Consider the following 17819-nt stretch of genomic DNA (forward strand, 5'->3'; position numbering starts at 1 on the left):
ATTGTCCGGGGTAAAGGGAAACTCCCTCGGCGCGAATTTTAAGGTGAAGATCGAGGATTGCACATGGTGGAAATCCCTACAACCCGCATCTGCCTGGTGCGCCACGGTGAAACGGAGTGGAATATGGAACGACGTATCCAGGGGCAGATCGACGTCGAACTCAACGCGACCGGCCTCAACCAGGCTGCTGCTGCCGGTTCATGGCTGCGTACCGCGGGCATCAGCGCGCTCTACAGCAGCGATCTCAGGCGGGCATGGGCTACGGCGCGGGTGATTGGCGCGGCGCTCGGCCTGGTTCCGGTAGCGGTTCCCGAACTGCGCGAGCGCCGTTACGGGATCTTCGAAGGCCTGACCTACGACGAGGCCAGGGCGCGTTTTCCCGATGGCTATGCCGCTTTTGCCAGACGCGACACCGACTACAGCTTCGACGGTGGCGAAAGCCTGAGGCAGATGGCCGCCCGCGTGACCGGCAAGCTCGAGGAAATAGCCACCGCGCATCCGGGGCGCAACGTCGCCGTCGTTCTGCATGGCGGGGTTCTCGACATCGTCAATCATTTCGTGCGCGGCAACCCGCTCGAAACGCCGCGCGATTTCCTGATTCCCAACGCCGGCATCAGTTGGATTGCGGCGGTCGACGGCGTCTGGACCATGGAATCCTGGGGTGAAACCGGACATCTCGAACCGGGCGCCCTCGACGAGCTTCCCTCATGATAAAATTGCACTCCTTTTCAATGGCTTGAGGCATTCCCATGTTTTCCGCGAAAGACACCCTGGCAAAAGTTGACCCTGAACTCTGGCGGGCCATGCAGGCCGAAGTCCAGCGTCAGGAAGACCACATCGAACTGATCGCGTCGGAAAACTACGTGAGCAAGGCCGTCATGGAAGCCCAGGGCTCGCAGCTCACCAACAAGTATGCCGAAGGCTATCCCGGCAAGCGTTACTACGGCGGTTGCGAGCACGTCGATGTCGCCGAGCAACTCGCCATCGACCGCCTCAAGAAGCTGTTCGGCGCCGAGGCCGCCAATGTCCAGGCGAACTCCGGTTCGCAGGCCAACCAGGCGGTACTGATGGCCTTCTGCAAGCCGGGCGACACGATCATGGGCATGAGCCTGGCCGAGGGCGGCCACCTGACACACGGCATGGCACTCAACATGTCCGGCAAGTGGTTCAAAGTCGTTTCCTACGGTCTCAATGAAAAGGAAGAAATCGATTACGACAAGATGGAAGAGCTGGCCCGTGAGCACAAGCCGCGCCTGCTGATCGCCGGCGCCTCGGCTTACGCGCTGCGCATCGACTTTGAACGCTTCGCAAAGATTGCCAAGGAAATCGGCGCCATCTTCATGGTCGATATGGCGCACTACGCCGGGCTGATCGCCGCCGGCTTCTACCCGAATCCGGTACCGTTCGCCGATGTCGTCACCTCGACCACGCACAAGACGCTGCGCGGCCCGCGCGGTGGTGTCGTGCTGATGAAAGCCGAGCACGAGAAGGCGATCAACTCCGCCATCTTCCCCGGCCTCCAGGGCGGCCCGCTGATGCACGTCATCGCCGCCAAGGCAGTGGCCTTCAAGGAAGCTGCAGCGCCGGGCTTCCGCCGCTATCAGGAACAGGTTATCGCCAACGCCCGCGTCATGGCCAAGGTGCTCGGCGAGGAGCGCGGCCTGCGCGTCGTCTCGGGTCGTACCGAGAGCCATGTTTTTCTGCTCGACCTGCGCGCCAAGAACATTACCGGCAAGGATGCCGAAGCGGCGCTCGGCCGCGCTCACATCACGGTCAACAAGAACGGCATCCCGAACGATCCGCAGAAGCCTTTCGTTACCTCCGGCATCCGCATCGGCTCGCCGGCGATGACGACACGCGGCTTCACCGAGATCGAGTCCGAGGCAGTCGCGCACCTGGTGGCCGACATCCTCGAGGCGCCGAACGATGAAGCCGTGGCTGCAGAGGTGCGCGCCAAGGTTTCTGCGCTCTGCCGGAGATATCCGGTCTATGGTTGAACGCTGGTGAAGTGCCCGTTCTGTGGCGCTGAGGATACGGCAGTTGCCGATACCCGCCTCAATGAAGAGGGTGACGTCGTTCGCCGTCGCCGCAAGTGCAACCGTTGCGACAAGCGCTTCACGACCCACGAACGGGCGGAGATCCAGTTGCCGCAGGTGGTCAAGAAAAACGGCCTGCGTACCGAATTCAGCCGCGCCAAGCTGCGCGCCAGCCTCGAACTCGCCTTGCGCAAGCGGCCGGTATCGATGGAATCGGTCGATGCCGCTGTTGCCGATATCGAGGAAATGTTGCTCACCGCCGGTGAACGCGAGGTGAGCACGCAGCAACTCGGCGAGCTGGTCATGCGCGAGTTGAAGAAGCTCGACAAGGTGGCCTACATCCGCTTCGCCTCGGTCTATCGCAACTTCGAAGACGTGGATGCCTTCTCGCGCGCCATCCGCGAAGTCTCGCCGACCAGCGGAAAAAAATGAGCTTTTCCGCCGTCGACCACGGCATGATGGCACGCGCCTTGCAACTTGCCGAGCGCGGCCTGTGGACGACCGCGCCCAACCCGCGAGTCGGCTGCGTGCTGGCCCGCGACGACAAGATCGTCGGCGAAGGCTGGCACGAAAAGGCTGGAGAGCCGCACGCCGAAGTCAATGCCCTGCGCATGGCTGGCGACCAGGCCCGTGGCGCGACTGCCTACGTGACACTGGAGCCGTGCAGCCATCATGGCCGGACGCCGCCCTGTGCCGAGGCGCTGATCGCTGCCGGTATCACCCGCGTCGTCGCGGCGATGAGCGATCCCAATCCGCTGGTCGCCGGTCAGGGTCTTGCCCTGCTGCAGGCAGCCGGCATCACAACGGCGTGCGGCGTGCTGGAAAATGAAGCGCGCGAGCTGAATATCGGCTTTGTCTCGCGCATGACGCGTAGCCGCCCGTGGCTGCGCCTCAAGGCGGCAGCCAGCCTGGATGGCAAGACGGCACTTAACAACGGCGTCAGCCAGTGGATCACCGGCCCCGAGGCACGACGCGACGGCCAGCGCTGGCGTGCCCGTGCCTGCGCCATCCTGACCGGCATCGGTACGGTGCGTGACGACGACCCGCAATTGTCGGTGCGCGATGTCGAAACCAGCCGCCAGCCGTTGCGCGTGGTGGTCGACAGCCAACTGGAGATAGCGCTTACCGCACGCGTTCTGCAGGGCGGAGGGGCGTTGGTGGTTGGCGCCGTCGAAAATGCCGAAAAAATGGCATTGTTGCGGTCGACCGGAAATTTCGTCGAAATTTTGCCTAACTCAACCGGCAAAGTTGACCTGCAAGCGCTGCTCGACTTGCTGGCCCAGCGCGGCATCAACGAAGTGCATGCCGAGGCCGGATTCAAGCTGAACGGCTCGCTGCTGCGCGAAGGTCTGGTCGACGAATTGCTGCTCTACCTGGCGCCGTGCCTGATCGGCCACGCGGCCGGCGGCCTGTTCAACCTGCCCGAATTGACGACACTGGACGACAAGCACCGGCTGCGGATTCACGATCTGCGCCAGATTGGCGAAGATATTCGCCTGATCGCCCGTCTCCGTTAGGGTCGACGGCCGGGTGCAAATAAGATGAACGCTCCGGGGGAAATCATGATCTCAACGGACAACAGCGACAACAGGCGACAGACCACGGTTTCCGGTGTTTTGCGGCTGCGGAAAACCTTGGTCTGTCGCCTGTGGTCTATTACCCCAGGTATTCTTCCGCTCAGAACTGCACCTTTGCCCCGCAATAACGATACACCTCGCCCCCCATCGTGAAGCTGGTCGGACCGGCGATCGTGACTACTGTCGGACCACCAACGATCTCGCCTCCGCCCCGGATGTCGGCGCACTTGTCGGTAATCGTGAAGACATTGCCCTTGTGCGTCAGCTTGCTGATCGTGCACGTCGCCTGCGCACTCCCGAACGACGAATTGCCGCCCCAATAGTTAACGATCTCGGCGTTGGAGGCACCCTTGCAGGGCCGATTCGCCGGCACATAGATGCCTTGCTTCAACGGCAGCATGTCGGCGGCACGGACGCCGGTGGAAACAGCAGCGGCGACCAGAGCCGCCGTAATCATTGCGTTGCGCATCAACCCCTCCTTGAGGAACCCTATCCTGAACAATCTGCTCCCCACAGACCGTTGGCTTGGGTGACTGTTTGAGCATATGGGCATGCTATTCCTTGGTGACCTTTTTGGCAATCACAGGGGCCAGACCACGGTTTCCGGTGTTTTGCGGCTGCGGAAAACTGTGGTCTGTCCGTTCGCAGTAACAGCAGTAAGTCTAGCGGGTTGAAGTCCCGTCCGGGGAGTTGTCCGTACGCCCCGGTAGCATGAGGAAGCGGCGTCGTGGTAACACGAGGTCGTGAGTTTCCAAACAGCAAGAGAGCAGGCCGTAACGCAAGTGAACCCATGAGTAGCCTCGTAAACGAAATGGAGACGCCGACCCTGTGGACAGAAGGGGAAGGCCGTTGGGCGGATGCTGAAATAACGGAAGTGGCATTCGTTGACTCCCGGGGTAGCAGGGTCGGCATGTACTCGAAGATAGACTGCCCAGTGCTGGAGACCCGTTTTGGGAGGTGGGGAGGCCACCGACTGTTGCGTATAAGGAAACGAAAGCGCAGCGGCCTGAGACGGGAGTCGGAGGGGTTCATAGTACCGACTGAGATCGCGGGACAACACAACCCCGGTCGAGGGAAGGAACCCTGCTTTGTTCATGCAACCGAAGCGCGGAGGACCAGGGGATTGCCATGTCGCTAACCACCCCGGATACGATCAGGACGCTACAGAGGAAGCTCTATGCCAAGGCCAAGCAGGAAAACGCTGATGTTGCGTACTCAAGCATTGAGTGCGCAGGTTCGACCAACTCGGTTGAGCTAGCAACCATGAGTCGAGGAACTGCGCATGCCTTGGTGTGAAGAACATCGGAAAGCCGTGTGCGGGAAAATCGCATGCACGGTTTGATGAGGGAGGGCAGGCGAAAGCCTGTCCTCTACTCTACCGAATGGCGCTAAGTTAAGGCCGTCCAGCATGCTCATCGCCAGCATTGTGGCTTAAAATGTGGATGCAATAAGTCCTTAACTTAGCGCCATTCTGGTCTGTCCCTGAGGTTTCCTCACTTCGGTGCCCAGGGCAACTACTGGTACATGGGCAGCCATAACGGCCACCTGGGATACTCCGCTAAGGAGGCGCTGATTTGTTTGTCACCCCGGCGAAAACCGGGGTCCAGTTCGTTGATTTTCCTGGATTCCGGCCTGCGCCGGAATGACGTATTTGGAATAAGTCAGCGCTTCCCTAACTCGCGAGGATGGCATGGCGCGAGGACTCGTCCGAGGCGAATAACGGCCTTTCCGGCTTGTTGCGGTCGACGACCAATAACATGCCAAAATGCCGGCGGCCGGGACCAAATAACATGAACGCTCCGGGGGAAATCATGATCTCAACAGATAAATCGCGGCCAGCCACAACATCAAGGAGCGAACCATGATGACCACGCAAGACACGACGCAGGGCAAGCCGGTGCTGCTGGTAGCGACCCGCAAAGGCGCCTGGCTGTATCACGCCGATGCGGCACGACAAACATGGCGGGTCGACGGCCCACATTTCCTCGGCCACATCATCAATCATCTGGTGCTTGACCCACGCGACGGGCACACGCTGCTGGCGGCGGCCAAGACCGGGCACCTCGGGCCGACCATCTTCCGCTCGACCGATTTTGGGCAGACCTGGCAGGAGGCCGCCAGACCGCCGGCTTTCGGCCCGGCCAACAACGGGCTCGATGCCCGCGCGGTCGATCACACTTTCTGGCTGGCGCCGGGCCACGCCGACGAAAAGGATGTCTGGTATGCCGGCACCTCGCCGCAGGGGCTGTTCCGCTCCGAAGACGGCGGCATGAACTGGGCGCCGTACTCGTGCATCAACGACGATCCGCAATACCGCCAATGGTTCGGCACGGTGCAGGACGGCACGCCGGACGGACCGAAGCTGCATTCGATCATCGTCGACCCGCGCGACCCGCGACATCTGTACTTCGCGATGTCGGGCGGCGGCGTGCATGAATCGCACGACGGCGGACAGAGCTTCGCACCACTCGTCGACGGCATGGAAGTGGTCGCCGGCTTCGACCCCGCCGAGATCGCCTTCCACGACCCGCACTGCGTCCGCCTCTGCCCGGCTAACCCGGATCGCCTCTACCAGCAGAACCACTGCGGTATCTACCGGCTCGACCGGCCGGGGCGGCACTGGCAGCGGATCGGCGCAAACATGCCGAAGGAGGTAGGTGACATCGGCTTCCCGCTGGTGCTGCACCCGCGCGACGACAAGACGCTCTGGGTGTTTCCCATGGACGGTTCCGACGTCTGGCCACGCACCAGCCCGGGCGGCCGTCCGGCGGTCTATGCGACGCGCGATGGTGGCGATACCTGGCAGCGGCAGGACGCCGGCTTGCCGGCGAGCCAGGCGTGGTGGACGGTCAAGCGACAGGCCATGACGGCCGACCGGCAGGACACCGTGGGCCTCTATTTCGGCACCACCAGCGGCGAGTTGTGGCAGAGCCGCGATGAAGGCCGGCAGTGGGAATGTCTGGCCCGCCACCTGCCGGAGATCTATGCGGTCGAGGCGGCATATACGCAATGAGCGGGCGAACGCGATGCGCGTGCTGATCCCCAGCGCCCTGCATTCCTACACCGGCCGGCCCTGGGTCGAGGCCACGGGCGAGACGGTCGCCGCCGTCCTCGATGATCTCGACCGGCAGTTTCCCGGCTTCCGCTTCCGCATGATCGACGAGCGAGGACACATCCGTCGCCACATTCGCCTGTTTTGCCAGCGCGAGATGGTGCTCGATCTGGGGATGCCGCTACGGGAGGGCGATGAACTGATGATCGTACAGGCGCTGAGCGGCGGCTAGAAAAGGCGCGGCCGCGATTTGGCTACCGCGAATGGCGCAGCGAGTGCCATTGGGGTGAATTGAAAAATCCAATTCATTCTGACCCCAATGGCACCGACCCCTTTGATTCATCCGAGCCTGGCCCGAATGGCACTTACTTAAGCCCCAACATACTGATGTAATTGATAAAGCAGGCTGAATCGACGCGTGATAAGTTGGAGTCGCCAAACACCCGACTGTCACCCGAGGAATCAGCCCCAATGCATGCTACTCACAAAGCCATCACCCGGCAACGTCACGCGATTTCGGCGAAGGCCAACAGCGTAGATGCCCACGCGTTTTTCGATCTATTGACTGGGCCGGAACTCTTCGATGCCGTGGAGTTGGCCTTGCCGCCGCACCGAGAGCGACTGTTTCCGCCCACTGAAACGCTATCGATGTTTTTGGCGCAAGCCCTCAGCGCCGACCGCTCCTGCCAACGCGCCGTCAATGAAGGGGCGATCAAGCGCCTGATCGCCGGACTCACGCCCTGCAGCACCCATACCGGCGCCTACTGCCGGGCTCGCCAACGCGTGCCGACGTCGATGGTCAGTACCTTGACCCATCAGACCGGGCAATGGCTAACGGCCCATGCCCCGGCGGCATGGCACTGGCGGGGGCGTCCGGTACGATTGGTGGATGGGGCCACGGTGATCATGCCCGATACTGACGCCAATCAGGCCGACTTCCCGCAGCCCGGTAGCCAGAAGGCTGGATTGGGATTCCCGCAATGCCGGATCGTCGGCCTGATCTGCCTGGGCAGCGGTGCTGTGCTCAATGCCGCGATCAGCGCCTGTCGCGGCAAAGGCAGCGACGAGCAGTCCTTGCTGCGCCGCCAGATCGACACCTTGGTGCGCGGCGATGTGCTGGTGGGCGATGCGTTCTTTGCCACCTACTTCCTGCTCTGCGCGCTGATCGAGCGAGGGGTTGATGCCGTCTTTGAACAACACGGATCACGCCAACGCACCACCGATTATTGCCTCGGCCAGCGACTGGGGGAGCGTGACCACCTGCTGGTTTTATCCAAACCAGGCATCAAGCCAGACTGGATGTCTCAGGAGGATTACGCGCAGGCACCGGCCAGTGTCACGGTTCGCGAGCTTCGGGCGGGGGGCAAGACACTCGTCACGACCTTTCTGTGTCCAAAGCAAACATCCAAGGAGGCCATCAAACGCCTGTATCGGGATCGCTGGCATGTTGAACTTGATCTGCGCAACATCAAGACCACCTTGGGCATGGAGCAACTGGGCTGCCAAACGCCAGCCATGGCCGTGAAGGAAATCTGGGTCTATCTGCTCGCCTACAATTTGATCCGCTTGATGATGGCTCAAGCGGCGCTACAAAGCGGCCTCTTGCCCCGTCAGTTGAGCTTCAAGCATGCCGTGCAAGTCTGGCTCGCCTGGGCGCCTCATGCCTATCATGGTGGCATCGCACACCCCAGCCAACTCTTCGCCCTCATTGCCCAGCAAACCGTCGGCAATCGCCCAGGCCGCATCGAGCCTCGTGCCCTCAAGCGACGCCGCAATGCCTACCCATTATTGATGAGACCACGCCCTATGGCACGGGAGGATATCCAGCGCCATGGGCACCCAAAAAAGCTTAAGTAAGTGCCATTCGAGCCTGGCCCCTTTGATTCCTTTGATTCATCGAAGCTTGACCCCGTTTGCGAACGCGCGCAAGATGTTTCGGCACCTTTCCTTCGGGAAAGCCCTTTCTTTTCAAATACTGGAGGATGCCCTAATGTACAGATCAATATTTGGCGTTGCCGCTTCTCTGGCACTGGTCTCCGCAGTGGCGCTGGCCGCGACGCCTGCAGAAAAGGTCGGAGGCACGGACAGCATAGACGAGTCGTGGAGCGCCGCTAACGCCGAGAAGATCAAGGCTATCCAGGCCAAGGGGAATGTCTGGGCCGGCGCGGAATCCTACAAGGCTTATTGTGAAGCCTGCCACCTGTCCCACGGACAGGGCAATCCCGACGGCAGCATCCCGCAGCTGGCTGGGCAGCACTCTTCCGTGTTGATCAAGCAACTGGCCGATATACGCTCGGGCCTTCGCTACAATCCGACGATGCAACCGTTTGCCAGAAAACTGGCCGATGCGCAGGAAGTGGCAAATGTCGCGGCGTATATTTCTACCTTGTGCATTCCACTCGATTCCGGCAAGTATGCCGGCCCTGCTACGGCCGAAACGGTATCGCATGGCAAGCTGCTGTACGAGAAGGAATGCAGCCAATGCCACCAGCCGCGCGGCCAAGGCTTCAAAGACATGTTCTACCCAGTGCTCGCGGGTCAGCATTACAAGTATCTGCTGCGCCAGATGACTGATATCCGAGATGGTAGGCGCGGCAATTCCGACCCGGTAATGGTGCGTATAGTCAAGAACTACAACGATGATCAGTTGGTCGCCATCTCCGCCTACATGGCGAGTCTGACCACACCCTTCGCGATGCTGATGCCGCCCGGCTCCATGTGCCTGAGCCCATCGGCCAAGGGCGCGAAGGTGAAGTGAGCACCTCGGCGCGAGAGGTTCGTGCTGTCGTGCTTAATTGAAAAACTGGGTAGAGTAGGGGACAGGCTTTCAATCAAAGGCAATCAAAGGGGCCAGGCTCGAATGGCACTTACTTAAGCCCCAACATACTGATGTAATTGATAAAGCAGGCTGAATCGACGCGTGATAAGTTGGAGTCGCCAAACACCCGACTGTCACCCGAGGAATCAGCCCCAATGCATGCTACTCACAAAGCCATCACCCGGCAACGTCACGCGATTTCGGCGAAGGCCAACAGCGTAGATGCCCACGCGTTTTTCGATCTATTGACTGGGCCGGAACTCTTCGATGCCGTGGAGTTGGCCTTGCCGCCGCACCGAGAGCGACTGTTTCCGCCCACTGAAACGCTATCGATGTTTTTGGCGCAAGCCCTCAGCGCCGACCGCTCCTGCCAACGCGCCGTCAATGAAGGGGCGATCAAGCGCCTGATCGCCGGACTCACGCCCTGCAGCACCCATACCGGCGCCTACTGCCGGGCTCGCCAACGCGTGCCGACGTCGATGGTCAGTACCTTGACCCATCAGACCGGGCAATGGCTAACGGCCCATGCCCCGGCGGCATGGCACTGGCGGGGGCGTCCGGTACGATTGGTGGATGGGGCCACGGTGATCATGCCCGATACTGACGCCAATCAGGCCGACTTCCCGCAGCCCGGTAGCCAGAAGGCTGGATTGGGATTCCCGCAATGCCGGATCGTCGGCCTGATCTGCCTGGGCAGCGGTGCTGTGCTCAATGCCGCGATCAGCGCCTGTCGCGGCAAAGGCAGCGACGAGCAGTCCTTGCTGCGCCGCCAGATCGACACCTTGGTGCGCGGCGATGTGCTGGTGGGCGATGCGTTCTTTGCCACCTACTTCCTGCTCTGCGCGCTGATCGAGCGCGGGGTTGATGCCGTCTTTGAACAACACGGATCACGCCAACGCACCACCGATTTTTGCCTCGGCCAGCGACTGGGGGAGCGTGACCACCTGCTGGTTTTATCCAAACCAGGCATCAAGCCAGACTGGATGTCTCAGGAGGATTACGCGCAGGCACCGGCCAGTGTCACGGTTCGCGAGCTTCGGGCGGGGGGCAAGACACTCGTCACGACCTTTCTGTGTCCAAAGCAAACATCCAAGGAGGCCATCAAACGCCTGTATCGGGATCGCTGGCATGTTGAACTTGATCTGCGCAACATCAAGACCACCTTGGGCATGGAGCAACTGGGCTGCCAAACGCCCGCCATGGCCGTGAAGGAAATCTGGGTCTATCTGCTCGCCTACAATTTGATCCGCTTGATGATGGCTCAAGCGGCGCTACAAAGCGGCCTCTTGCCCCGTCAGTTGAGCTTCAAACATGCCGTGCAAGTCTGGCTCGCCTGGGCGCCTCCTGCCTATCATGGTGGCATCGCACACCCCAGCCAACTCTTCGCCCTCATTGCCCAGCAAACCGTCGGCAATCGCCCAGGCCGCATCGAGCCTCGTGCCCTCAAGCGACGCCGAAATGCCTACCCATTATTGATGAGACCACGCCCTATGGCACGGGAGGATATCCAGCGCCATGGGCACCCAAAAAAGCTTAAGTAAGTGCCATTCGGGCCAGGCTCGAATGGCACTTACTTAAGCCCCAACATACTGATGTAATTGATAAAGCAGGCTGAATCGACGCGTGATAAGTTGGAGTCGCCAAACACCCGACTGTCACCCGAGGAATCAGCCCCAATGCATGCTACTCACAAAGCCATCACCCGGCAACGTCACGCGATTTCGGCGAAGGCCAACAGCGTAGATGCCCACGCGTTTTTCGATCTATTGACTGGGCCGGAACTCTTCGATGCCGTGGAGTTGGCCTTGCCGCCGCACCGAGAGCGACTGTTTCCGCCCACTGAAACGCTATCGATGTTTTTGGCGCAAGCCCTCAGCGCCGACCGCTCCTGCCAACGCGCCGTCAATGAAGGGGCGATCAAGCGCCTGATCGCCGGACTCACGCCCTGCAGCACCCATACCGGCGCCTACTGCCGGGCTCGCCAACGCGTGCCGACGTCGATGGTCAGTACCTTGACCCATCAGACCGGGCAATGGCTAACGGCCCATGCCCCGACGGCATGGCACTGGCGGGGGCGTCCGGTACGATTGGTGGATGGGGCCACGGTGATCATGCCCGATACTGACGCCAATCAGGCCGACTTCCCGCAGCCCGGTAGCCAGAAGGCTGGATTGGGATTCCCGCAATGCCGGATCGTCGGCCTGATCTACCTGGGCAGCGGTGCTGTGCTCAATGCCGCGATCAGCGCCTGTCGCGGCAAAGGCAGCGACGAGCAGTCCTTGCTGCGCCGCCAGATCGACACCTTGGTGCGCGGCGATGTGCTGGTGGGCGATGCGTTCTTTGCCACCTACTTCCTGCTCTGCGCGCTGATCGAGCGAGGGGTTGATGCCGTCTTTGAACAACACGGATCACGCCAACGCACCACCGATTTTTGCCTCGGCCAGCGACTGGGGGAGCGTGACCACCTGCTGGTTTTATCCAAACCAGGCATCAAGCCAGACTGGATGTCTCAGGAGGATTACGCGCAGGCACCGGCCAGTGTCACGGTTCGCGAGCTTCGGGCGGGGGGCAAGACACTCGTCACGACCTTTCTGTGTCCAAAGCAAACATCCAAGGAGGCCATCAAACGCCTGTATCGGGATCGCTGGCATGTTGAACTTGATCTGCGCAACATCAAGACCACCTTGGGCATGGAGCAACTGGGCTGCCAAACGCCCGCCATGGCCGTGAAGGAAATCTGGGTCTATCTGCTCGCCTACAATTTGATCCGCTTGATGATGGCTCAAGCGGCGCTACAAAGCGGCCTCTTGCCCCGTCAGTTGAGCTTCAAGCATGCCGTGCAAGTCTGGCTCGCCTGGGCGCCTCATGCCTATCATGGTGGCATCGCACACCCCAGCGAACTCTTCGCCCTCATTGCCCAGCAAACCGTCGGCAATCGCCCAGGCCGCATCGAGCCTCGTGCCCTCAAGCGACGCCGCAATGCCTACCCATTATTGATGAGACCACGCCCTATGGCACGGGAGGATATCCAGCGCCATGGGCACCCAAAAAAGCTTAAGTAAGTGCCATTCGGGCCAGGCTCAATTTAATTGATATCCACCACCACCCGCCTGCCCACCTTGCCTTCGAGCAAGCGGGCGCCGGTGGCGATCAGTGCCATTGGGGTCAAAGTCATTTGGTTTTTGCCCAATTTTCCACGTCGACCGTAACAGTCCAGATTTTCCGTCATTTGCTTTTTCGGTCTTCCTCAATTCTCTTCCTACCCCGTGTCAAAACGGGTCAACAGCAGGGATGCCAGGCGAAGCCGGACGGTCATTCCGGAGCAAGCTGGACAGTCGGCGCGTTGAACCAAAAGGGAGTCGCCATCATTACCGAAGGATTGACCATGACTAATTTCACCCATTTTTACGTGGCTGACTACCTGGATAACGAGGAAACGATAGCCGCCTATCTGACGGCGGCGCTGGACGACGCTGATCCCGACGCATTTCTGGCTACGGTAAAGGCTGTTGCTCGTGCGCGTGGGAGGGCACGGTTGGCAAAAGATTCTGGTTTGGGGCGCGAAAGTCTTTACAAGGCGCTCTCGCCTGGGGCGAAGCCTCGTTACGGAAACGCTGATTTATTCGGTTTCGTCGTTCCCGCGTAGGCGGGAACCCAGGCAAATCAAGGCGCTGGATACCCGCATTCGCGGGTATGACGAGTTAATCAGCGCTTCCTTACGAGACGGTGATGAAAGTGGTTCGCGCACTGGGCGTCAATCTGCATGCCGAAGTTCGGCACGTTTAGCAGTCTCCCGGACTTTAATTGGCGCCGCAGACTGCGCAACCGGCGTCCTTTTTGAAGCGGACGGTGCGCCATTCCATGTCCAGACTGTCGAGCAGCAGCAAGCGCCCGGTCAGCGTTTCACCGATGCCGGCGACCAGCTTCAGGGCCTCGGCCGCCTGCGTCGCGCCGATGATGCCAGTCAGCGGTGCGAAGACGCCCATTACCGCGCAGCGCACTTCCTCGACATCCTCGCCTTCCGGGAACAGGCAGTGGTAGCAGGGTGAATCGTCGCGTGACAGATCGTAGACACTGACCTGGCCGTCGAAACGGATCGCGGCGCCCGACACCAGTGGCTTGCGATGATGCACACAGGCGCGGTTGATGGCATGCCGGGTGGCGAAGTTGTCGGTACAGTCGAGGACGATGTCGGCACTTGCCACCAGCGTGTCGAGCGCGGCGCCGGCCAGCCTTTCCTGCAGTGGAATAATGTTGATTTCCGGGTTGACCGCAGCCAGCGCCTGACGCCCCGATTCTGCCTTGGCCATGCCGACGCGGGCTTGGGTATGGAGAATCTGGCGCTGCAGGTTGGTGAAGTCGACGGTATCGTCATCGACCAGCGTGATCCTGCCGATCCCCGCGGAAGCGAGATACAGGGCAGCGGGTGAACCGAGACCGCCGGCGCCGATAATCAGCGCGTGGGCCGCAAGAAATCGTTCCTGTCCCTCGATGCCTAGCGCGTCAAGCAGGATGTGCCGGCTGTAGCGCAGGAGCTGCTCGTCGGTCACTTGTATTCGCGCCACTCCGGCGGGGTGTCGTCGTGGTCGCCGTGCGGGCGATGATCCCAGGCCTTGACATAAGCCTCCTGCGCAGAGCGCTTGAGGCGCTTCTCGGGAGCCGCCATGTTGTGCCTCTGCGTGTCCTCGACGTAGTAGATCAGCGCGCGCGTCAGCTTGGTCATCAGTGTGTTGTCGAGATGATAGCCATGGTCGATGAGATGGTCGTCGATTTCGCGCAGCGTGTGCACGGACACATCGTAGCCGACGCCCACGGCGCGTTTCTCGAACCTCGGTTGGACGTCGACTTCGTCGATGTGCCGGAGATCGTCCACCGCTTCCGGCACCTGGCCGGGCGGGAACTTGGCGAACAGTATCTCGCGATTCTTCCTGAGATCTCCGCTGTTCATCATGCCTCCGATGAATTCCCTACAGGGTCTTGCTCTGCAAGATCTTCAATCCCTTGAGAAGGTTCAGAGCCTGCTGGAACTGATAGTCACTCTTAGTGCCATATTCGAGGCGCGCCAACGTCTCCTCGTCGGTCTCGTCCTTGCCGCCCTTGTCCTTGCCGGTCTTGGCCGCCGGCTTGGCTTGCGGCTTCTGCGCTTCCTTGGCCGCATCCTTGTCGCGGTCGTTCATCAGGTGACGATCGAGATCGGCCTCGCGAATGCGGCCGCTGGCGCCGCTGCCGTTGCCGTTCGTCGTTTCCTCGACGACGATATCGGGGACGATGCCCTTGGCCTGAATCGAGCGCCCGTCCGGCGTATAGTAGCGGGCGGTGGTCAGCTTGATGGCGGTGTTGCCGGGCAGAGGAATGACCGACTGGACCGATCCCTTGCCGAAGGTCTGCGTACCCATGATGATGCCGCGTTTGTAATCCTGCAGGGCGCCGGCAACGATTTCGGATGCCGAAGCCGAGCCGCTGTTGACGAGGATGACCATGGGCACCTTCTTGGCCTCTATCGGTATCGTCTTGAGCGGATCTTCGCGCGTGCCGCGCAGATAGTCCTGGGGCCGGGCGAGAAACTCCTGCTTGGCGTCCGGCGCGCGTCCATCGGTCGACACGATCTTGACGTCGGGCGGCAGGAAGGCCGCGGAAACGCCGATCGCGCTGTTGAGCAGTCCACCGGGGTCATTGCGCAGGTCGAGAACCAGGCCTTGCAGACTGCCCCCCTTGTAAAGGTTTGTCAGATGCTTGGCGAGCTCGGCGGTGGTGTTTTCCTGAAACTGGGTGATGCGAACCCAGCCGTAACCCGGTTCGATCAGCTTGGACTTGACGCTCTGGACCTTGATCACCTCGCGGAGCAGCGTCAATTCGATCGGCTTCGCCTCGCCCTTGCGCAGGATCGAGAGTCTGATCGACGTCTTCGGCTTGCCACGCATTTTCTTGACGGCTTCGTTCAGCGTCAGACCCTTGACCGGGGTATCGTCGAGCTTGAAGATCAGGTCCCCCGACTTGACGCCGGCGCGGTAGGCCGGGGTATCCTCGATCGGGGATACGACCTTGACCAGCCCGTCCTCCATGCCGACTTCGATGCCCAGCCCGCCGAATTCTCCCTGGGTACCGACCTGCAGGTCCTTGAACGCGTCGGCATCGAGGTAGGCGGAGTGCGGGTCGAGGTTGGACAGCATGCCGGAGATGGCATTGTTGATCATCGTCTTGTCTTCGACCGGCTCGACATAGCCCTGCTTGATGCCGCTGTAGACCTCGGCGAAGGTGCGCAATTCGTCGATTGGAAGACCCGCCTTGGCGTCCTTGTCGGCCAGCGCCGGGACGTGCAGGCTGATCATCGCGCCGGCGACGAAGCCGCCCACCACCAAACTGATTGTTTTCATTTTGCTCATTTCAGACTTGCCCATTTCATCGGGTCGACCGGTTGCCCCTTATGGCGAATTTCGAAGTATAAACCGGATTCCGGATTCCCTCCGCTGTTGCCGACGGTAGCCACTGTCTCGCCACCCTTGACTCCCTGCCCGACCTGTTTCAGCAGGGAGTCGTTGTTGCCGTAAATCGAAAGATATGAATCGCCGTGGTCGACAATCAGCAGATTGCCGAAACCGCGCATCCATTCCGCAAAAACGACTCGTCCGCCAGCCACGGCCTTGACGTCGCTGCCAGTTCCGGCCTTGATGAACAGGCCGCGCCAAGTGCCGCCGCCATCGCGCGCGCTGCCGAAGCGTCCCGCCACGGCACCGCGCACCGGGAGGCGCAGACTTCCCTTCTGACGCGCAAAACCACTGTCGCTGACGGCCGGTTCGTAACGGTTCTCGACTTCGACCGCTTTCGGGCGCGCCGGTTCGCTGACCGGCGCCGGGCGTGGCGATTCCCGTACTTCCTCGCTCGGGCGGGAGCGCGCCTTCTCCTTCCCCTTACGCCGTGCCGCTTCGGCGAGGCGGGTGGCCTCGGCGTTGCGAGCAGCCTCGGCGGCCCGGGCGCGGGCCGCCTCCGCCTCGCGTGCGGCCTTGGCCGCTTGCGCCTCGCGTGCAGCCTTGGCCGCTTGCGCTGCCTGGGCGGCGAGAATCCTGGACAGCCGGTCGATCAGTTCGGTCAGCCCGCGCTCGTCTTGCTGCAGGTTGCCAATCTGCTTGCGCTGGGCCTTCACCTTGTCGGAAACCTGGGCATGGAGGGCCTTGCGCTCTTCGCGCTGCTTTTGCAGGTCGTTATGACGCTGCTGCTGCTGCGCCTCGATCTCGCGGATCTCGTCAGCACGCTCCTTGGCATCCGCGGCAAGAACTTTTTTCTTCTCCAGCGTGACGCTGACTTCATTCATCAGTTCGGCGCGGGTCATCGCTATTGCCGAGAGATACTGCAGGTCGCGTGCCATCTGGTTCGGATCGTTGCCGTTGAGCAGGAGTTGGAGTGAATCCGGACTGCCACGCAAATATTGCCTGTAGAGCAGATTTTCGAGTTGCTCCTGCTGTTGTACGAGCGTCGCTGAAAGCGATTTCGATTGCTCTTCGAGGTTTTGCAGCCTTTTTTGCAGTTGACCGCGCTGCTCAGCCAGTTCGTACAGCTCGCGTTGCAGGCGGGATATCCGGCGTTCCGATTCGCGCAGGCGATCGGCGGCATCGGCCTTGTTTTCCTCGCTGGTCGAGAGATCCTTGCGCAGGCTTTCGATACGGTTGCGCAATTCGCCAAGATCCGCCTGCTTCTCGGAGATTTCCGGCGATGTGGAGGCGGGCTTGGCCTTGTCCCGGGCCGCGTAGGCGCAGCCGGAGTGCGCGCACAGCAAAGCAGCGGCGATGAGCGCCGTGGCCAGGGGCCTTGTCAATGCCCCGGCCTCGTCGCTGGCGCCGACGCGACAACGATCTTGCTGCCCGTGCTCCGGGAGTGGCATTTTCCGTGACGGCGCCACGAGCGCGGGCGGCGAGGATACAATTCATTCATGCCCGAGTCCGGCTTGATGTTGATTAAGGTCTGTGAAACGCAAGCCGTTATTTTATAATCATCCTTCTGACGATATCGGGGTTCTCTCATGGAAAAGGCCACCTTCAGCCTGATCGACAAGCAGGAAGACATCGAGTTGGCGGCTCGCGCGCTGAAGTCCATCGCCCATCCCCTGCGCCTGAAGATACTGTGCGTGATCGGCGATCAGGAGGCTTGCGTGCAGGAAATCGTCGCTACAGTCGGCACGTCGCAGAGCAACATTTCGCAGCATCTCGCCATCCTTCGGGAAAAGGGTGTCCTGCTCACACGCAAGGATGCCAACCGTGTTTACTACCGGGTGGGCGACCAGCGCACCCTGCAGCTCGTCGGCATGATGCGCGAAGTCTTTTGCAGCGCGGAGGAATAGCCAG

General features: G+C 61.1%; 17 protein-coding genes. 12 read left to right on the forward strand and 5 right to left on the reverse strand.

What is annotated here, in order from left to right; all coding sequences use genetic code 11:
- Positions 1 to 63 precede the first annotated feature (63 nt).
- From IPP03_16875 to ribD, 4 genes are read left to right on the forward strand one after another with little or no spacing between them, the layout of a single operon-like run.
- Positions 64 to 711 (forward strand): histidine phosphatase family protein, encoded by a 648-nt coding sequence (locus tag IPP03_16875; protein ID MBL0354237.1) that lies wholly within the window; start codon positions 64 to 66, stop codon positions 709 to 711.
- A 38-nt stretch (positions 712 to 749) separates the two neighbouring features.
- Positions 750 to 1997 carry a serine hydroxymethyltransferase gene (locus tag IPP03_16880; GenBank protein ID MBL0354238.1) on the forward strand — a complete coding sequence of 416 codons (1248 nt, stop codon included), beginning with the start codon at positions 750 to 752 and terminating at the stop codon, positions 1995 to 1997.
- Positions 1998 to 2003: 6 nt separating this feature from the next.
- Complete coding sequence (gene nrdR, locus IPP03_16885; protein MBL0354239.1) at positions 2004 to 2468, forward strand: transcriptional repressor NrdR; 465 nt, start codon at positions 2004 to 2006, stop codon at positions 2466 to 2468.
- A complete protein-coding gene (ribD, locus tag IPP03_16890) occupies positions 2465 to 3553 on the forward strand; it encodes a bifunctional diaminohydroxyphosphoribosylaminopyrimidine deaminase/5-amino-6-(5-phosphoribosylamino)uracil reductase RibD (protein ID MBL0354240.1) in 1089 nt (362 codons plus the stop codon). Before nrdR ends, ribD begins: the two co-directional genes overlap by 4 nt.
- A 160-nt stretch (positions 3554 to 3713) precedes the next feature.
- Here ribD and IPP03_16895 read toward each other — a convergent pair whose 3' ends face one another.
- Positions 3714 to 4082, reverse strand: coding sequence for a hypothetical protein (locus IPP03_16895; GenBank protein ID MBL0354241.1), 369 nt, complete (start codon positions 4080 to 4082; stop codon positions 3714 to 3716).
- 1392 nt (positions 4083 to 5474) lie between these two features.
- Here IPP03_16895 and IPP03_16900 point away from each other — a divergent pair.
- The 7 genes from IPP03_16900 to IPP03_16930 all read left to right on the forward strand — a co-directional run bounded on the left by IPP03_16900 (position 5475) and on the right by IPP03_16930 (position 13129).
- Positions 5475 to 6626 carry a glycosyl hydrolase gene (locus IPP03_16900; GenBank protein ID MBL0354242.1) on the forward strand — a complete coding sequence of 384 codons (1152 nt, stop codon included), beginning with the start codon at positions 5475 to 5477 and terminating at the stop codon, positions 6624 to 6626.
- Positions 6627 to 6639: 13 nt separating this feature from the next.
- Positions 6640 to 6897 (forward strand): MoaD/ThiS family protein, encoded by a 258-nt coding sequence (locus tag IPP03_16905; GenBank protein MBL0354243.1) that lies wholly within the window; start codon positions 6640 to 6642, stop codon positions 6895 to 6897.
- A 239-nt stretch (positions 6898 to 7136) separates the two neighbouring features.
- The gene (locus IPP03_16910; protein MBL0354244.1) at positions 7137 to 8522 is read left to right on the forward strand and encodes an IS4 family transposase; all 1386 of its coding nucleotides are present in this window, start codon (positions 7137 to 7139) and stop codon (positions 8520 to 8522) included.
- Between the two features lie 133 nt (positions 8523 to 8655).
- Entirely contained in the window at positions 8656 to 9423 is a 768-nt protein-coding gene (locus tag IPP03_16915; protein ID MBL0354245.1) for a c-type cytochrome, read from the forward strand.
- A gap of 215 nt (positions 9424 to 9638) precedes the next feature.
- The gene (locus IPP03_16920) at positions 9639 to 11024 is read left to right on the forward strand and encodes an IS4 family transposase (GenBank protein ID MBL0354246.1); all 1386 of its coding nucleotides are present in this window, start codon (positions 9639 to 9641) and stop codon (positions 11022 to 11024) included.
- A gap of 135 nt (positions 11025 to 11159) precedes the next feature.
- Positions 11160 to 12545 carry an IS4 family transposase gene (locus IPP03_16925; GenBank protein ID MBL0354247.1) on the forward strand — a complete coding sequence of 462 codons (1386 nt, stop codon included), beginning with the start codon at positions 11160 to 11162 and terminating at the stop codon, positions 12543 to 12545.
- A gap of 323 nt (positions 12546 to 12868) precedes the next feature.
- Entirely contained in the window at positions 12869 to 13129 is a 261-nt protein-coding gene (locus IPP03_16930) for a putative addiction module antidote protein (protein MBL0354248.1), read from the forward strand.
- Between the two features lie 154 nt (positions 13130 to 13283).
- On the opposite strand, the gene moeB is transcribed toward IPP03_16930, so the two are convergent.
- From moeB to IPP03_16950, 4 genes are read right to left on the reverse strand one after another with little or no spacing between them, the layout of a single operon-like run.
- Positions 13284 to 14033, reverse strand: coding sequence for a molybdopterin-synthase adenylyltransferase MoeB (gene moeB, locus IPP03_16935; GenBank protein ID MBL0354249.1), 750 nt, complete (start codon positions 14031 to 14033; stop codon positions 13284 to 13286).
- Positions 14030 to 14431: a hypothetical protein gene (locus tag IPP03_16940; GenBank protein MBL0354250.1), complete on the reverse strand. Its 402-nt coding sequence runs from the start codon at positions 14429 to 14431 to the stop codon at positions 14030 to 14032. The genes moeB and IPP03_16940 overlap by 4 nt, the downstream gene beginning before the upstream one ends.
- Positions 14432 to 14450: 19 nt before the next feature.
- On the reverse strand, positions 14451 to 15881 hold the full coding sequence (locus tag IPP03_16945; protein ID MBL0354251.1) for a S41 family peptidase: 1431 nt from the start codon (positions 15879 to 15881) through the stop codon (positions 14451 to 14453).
- On the reverse strand, positions 15863 to 17359 hold the full coding sequence (locus IPP03_16950; protein ID MBL0354252.1) for a peptidoglycan DD-metalloendopeptidase family protein: 1497 nt from the start codon (positions 17357 to 17359) through the stop codon (positions 15863 to 15865). Before IPP03_16950 ends, IPP03_16945 begins: the two co-directional genes overlap by 19 nt.
- Positions 17360 to 17497: 138 nt before the next feature.
- Between IPP03_16950 and IPP03_16955 the strand changes: the two genes are divergently transcribed.
- The gene (locus IPP03_16955; protein MBL0354253.1) at positions 17498 to 17815 is read left to right on the forward strand and encodes a winged helix-turn-helix transcriptional regulator; all 318 of its coding nucleotides are present in this window, start codon (positions 17498 to 17500) and stop codon (positions 17813 to 17815) included.
- The last annotated feature ends 4 nt before the right edge of the window (positions 17816 to 17819 follow it).

The organism is Candidatus Dechloromonas phosphoritropha (assembly GCA_016722705.1).
GTDB lineage: Bacteria > Pseudomonadota > Gammaproteobacteria > Burkholderiales > Rhodocyclaceae > Azonexus > Azonexus phosphoritrophus.

Coding starts and splice junctions, on each gene's coding strand:
- IPP03_16955 (MBL0354253.1), top strand. CDS start 17,498: ATGGAAAAGGCCACCTTCAGCCTGATCGACAAGCAGGAAGACATCGAG.
- ribD (MBL0354240.1), top strand. CDS start 2,465: ATGAGCTTTTCCGCCGTCGACCACGGCATGATGGCACGCGCCTTGCAA.
- IPP03_16875 (MBL0354237.1), top strand. CDS start 64: ATGGTGGAAATCCCTACAACCCGCATCTGCCTGGTGCGCCACGGTGAA.
- IPP03_16920 (MBL0354246.1), top strand. CDS start 9,639: ATGCATGCTACTCACAAAGCCATCACCCGGCAACGTCACGCGATTTCG.
- IPP03_16900 (MBL0354242.1), top strand. CDS start 5,475: ATGATGACCACGCAAGACACGACGCAGGGCAAGCCGGTGCTGCTGGTA.
- IPP03_16950 (MBL0354252.1), bottom strand. CDS start 17,359: ATGCCACTCCCGGAGCACGGGCAGCAAGATCGTTGTCGCGTCGGCGCC.
- IPP03_16880 (MBL0354238.1), top strand. CDS start 750: ATGTTTTCCGCGAAAGACACCCTGGCAAAAGTTGACCCTGAACTCTGG.
- IPP03_16905 (MBL0354243.1), top strand. CDS start 6,640: ATGCGCGTGCTGATCCCCAGCGCCCTGCATTCCTACACCGGCCGGCCC.
- IPP03_16940 (MBL0354250.1), bottom strand. CDS start 14,431: ATGAACAGCGGAGATCTCAGGAAGAATCGCGAGATACTGTTCGCCAAG.
- IPP03_16910 (MBL0354244.1), top strand. CDS start 7,137: ATGCATGCTACTCACAAAGCCATCACCCGGCAACGTCACGCGATTTCG.
- IPP03_16930 (MBL0354248.1), top strand. CDS start 12,869: ATGACTAATTTCACCCATTTTTACGTGGCTGACTACCTGGATAACGAG.
- IPP03_16945 (MBL0354251.1), bottom strand. CDS start 15,881: ATGGGCAAGTCTGAAATGAGCAAAATGAAAACAATCAGTTTGGTGGTG.
- IPP03_16925 (MBL0354247.1), top strand. CDS start 11,160: ATGCATGCTACTCACAAAGCCATCACCCGGCAACGTCACGCGATTTCG.
- IPP03_16915 (MBL0354245.1), top strand. CDS start 8,656: ATGTACAGATCAATATTTGGCGTTGCCGCTTCTCTGGCACTGGTCTCC.
- IPP03_16895 (MBL0354241.1), bottom strand. CDS start 4,082: ATGCGCAACGCAATGATTACGGCGGCTCTGGTCGCCGCTGCTGTTTCC.